The organism is Pedobacter sp. 01N416, assembly GCF_056399685.1.
In genome coordinates this window covers 1-2,217 of record NZ_JBFTRT010000715.1, presented here as the reverse complement: position 1 = coordinate 2,217, position 2,217 = coordinate 1, and the positions used below count along the sequence as shown (strand labels likewise).

The window sequence follows — 2,217 nt, the reverse complement described above, 5'->3', positions numbered from 1 at the left end:
CAATTAATTATGTTAGTCCCGAACGTTATGGGATATGGGTAACTATTTCCTCAATTATTGCTTGGGCTAGCTTCTTTGATATTGGCTTTGGCAACGGCATGAAAAATAAATTTGCCGAATCACTTGCAAAAGATAGAAAAGATTTGGCAAAGGTTTATGTCAGTACTACTTATGCTATTTTAACGATCATAACATTACTTTTATTAATCATATTTTTTTTCATAAATATTTTTTTAGACTGGAGTAAAATACTTAATGCGCCAAGGTATTTAAGTGGGGAACTGAGTACGCTGGCAATCATTGTATTTTCTAGTTTCGCATTTCAATTCGTTTTAAAGTTAATAACAACTCTGCTCTCTGCAATTCAAAAACCAGCGTTATCTTCTTTTTTTGATATGCTTGGACAATTACTGGTTTTAGCTCTGGTGTTCTTACTAACTAAATTTGGCGATGGATCACTAATTACACTAGGTTATGCTCTTGGGGGAGGACAAATTTTTATACTTCTTGTATCGACGTGCTGGTATTTTTCGAGAGATCTCAAAGAATATTCGCCAAAATTTAAATATGTTAAGTTTAAGTATGCGAAGGATTTGATGTCAATTGGATTGAAATTTTTTGTTATTCAGATTGTAGTTATAATTATTTATGAAACAAATAATATTATAATTATACAGTTATTTGGTCCAAATGAAGTGACAATCTATAATATATCTTATAAATATCTAGCGGTAGTACCAATGGTTTTTACCATTTTAATTGCACCATTTTGGATCGCCTTTACAGATGCATATGCCAAGCAAGACATACAATGGATGAAAGGTGTTTTAAACAAATTAAGAAAAGCTTGGGTTTTGCTACTTTTACTTTCAATATGTTTGGTAATTATTTCACCTTATGTTTACCAGATTTGGATTAAGGATTCTGTTACCATTCCTTTAGTGCTGACATCAGGAATGGCTTTTTTTACGATCGTGAATACTTGGGGAAGCTTGCACTCCCAATTGTTAAATGGAATTGGAAAGTTAAAGATCCAATTAATCAGCGCTATAATAATAGCGCTTTTGAACATTCCATTATCACTTTACGTTGGTCGGCATTTTGGGCTAGCAGGGTTAATTTGGGGCCAATCTTTGTTACCTTTGGTAAGTACAGCTTGGTGGGCTCCTATGCAGGTGAATAAAATATTGAAAGGTAAAGCGGAAGGAATTTGGAATGAGTAAGAAACTTAATATTCTACTTTTGTCGGGGACCCCGCCATATTCTCATTCAGGGATTCTTGCTCTTGATATCATCAATTCATTAAATCAAAAAGGCCACTATGCCGAATTGATTACCAAATTCTATGACCCTAAGTTTGAACCTGGAGTAAAATCTGTTTATAATCAATTCGAATCAAAGCTGGTTAAGCTTAAAAATAAAATATTTGCACTTTTTGGCAAGAAGATTAAATCAAACTTTGATTATTATATTTTTGATCTGAGCTATTCTAAGAAGAAAATTTCTACAAAAAATGTTTTGTCAAAAATTTCTAAAAAACCAGATTTAATCATTTATCTGTTCCCTCATTTTTTTCTCAACGAAGAGAATATCTACGAGCTATATAATAAGACAAGAGCGCCTGTTATTTTATTCCCCGTAGATATGGATCCTCTTACGGGAGGCTGCCACTATTTTTGGGATTGTGAGGGGTTCACGAAGCTGTGCGGGAATTGCCCTGGATTATATTCGAATGATCCCCATGATGCTACATTTAAAAATATGAATTACAAGAAAGAATTTATTGATAAAACAGAGATTTATCCCATTGGTGGGAAATATATGTTGAGTGTAATCAATAAAAGCTTCTTGTACAAGGGAAAAAATAAATTTAACATTGATTTGGTGATCAATGAAAATCTTTTCTACCCAGGGGATGTCGAAAAATCAAGGAGTAAATTTCTGTTGCCACTTGATAAAAAGATAATTTTTTTTGGAGCGCTATCCTTAACTGAAAGGAGAAAAGGAATGCTTTTTCTCATTGAAGCGCTGCAACTACTGAAGAATTCATCTGATGAAACTTTGAATGATAGGATTGTAATAGTTATGGCCGGAGCCATAAAAGATAACATACAGGAAATGATTCCTTATCCTATTTTTCAATTAGGGTGGCTAAGTCAGGAGGATTTACCCATAGCATTTAGGGCAGTGGATCTATTTATTTGCCCCTCCATTGAG

The 2,217-nt window shown here is 33.5% G+C and carries 2 protein-coding genes; both read left to right on the top strand.

Annotated elements, in window-relative coordinates; genetic code table 11:
• A partial coding sequence (locus tag AC1DND_RS26225) for a lipopolysaccharide biosynthesis protein (RefSeq protein ID WP_477585580.1) occupies nucleotides 1-1,223 on the top strand: 1,223 nt, incomplete at its 5' end.
• Nucleotides 1,216-2,217: glycosyltransferase (locus tag AC1DND_RS26220; protein ID WP_477585579.1), on the top strand; the 1,002-nt coding region annotated here is incomplete at its 3' end. The genes AC1DND_RS26225 and AC1DND_RS26220, both read left to right, overlap by 8 nt.